The sequence below is a fragment of the Sphaerisporangium dianthi genome, from assembly GCF_042654065.1.
GTDB classification, from domain to species: Bacteria; Actinomycetota; Actinomycetes; order Streptosporangiales; family Streptosporangiaceae; genus Sphaerisporangium; species Sphaerisporangium dianthi.
Window position 1 is genome coordinate 1 of record NZ_JBHSFP010000112.1, and the last position, 620, is coordinate 620.

At 69.7% G+C, this 620-nt stretch carries 1 pseudogene; it reads left to right on the forward strand.

From position 1 onward, the window contains the following. A pseudogene (locus ACFO60_RS40825) lies at window positions 1-604 on the forward strand (IS5 family transposase); the annotation flags it as partial. Window positions 605-620: the final 16 nt, after the last annotated feature.

The window sequence follows — 620 nt, forward strand, 5'->3', positions numbered from 1 at the left end:
GGTTGCTCCGCTGTTGCCGCCTGCTCCCGAACGGCGCCACCACTATCCCGGGCGGCTGCGCGTTCCGGACCGCGTGGCACCCGCCGGTGTCATGTACGCGCTGCGGACCGGTGTCGCCTGGCGCGACGTCCCCGCGGAGACCGTGGGCTGCTCCGGGGTGACGGCCTGGCGTCGGCCGCCCCGGCTCCAAGCACCATTTGATCGTCGACCGTCACGGAACCCCGCCCGCCGTCACGCTCACCGGCGGCAACCGGCACGACGTCACCCAGCTTCTGCCACTACTGGACGCGGTCCCACCGATCCGGGGTCTGCGCGGACGTCCCTGCCGTAAGCCCCGGAGTGTGTACGCCGACCGGGCTACGACTTCGACAAGTACCGCCGCCTGCTGTGGAAGCGCGGCATCAAGCCCATGATCGCCCGACGCGGTGTCGCCCACGGCTCAGGACCGGGCAAGGTGTGTTGGGCGGTCGAGCGCGCCTTCGCCTGGCTGCACCAGTTCAAACGACTCCGCACCCGCTACGAACGACGCGCCGACCTCCACCACGGGCTGCTCGAACTGGCCTGCAGCCTCATATGCCTCCGCCGCCTGCGAACCTCATTCTGAAACGATCAGTAAGTCC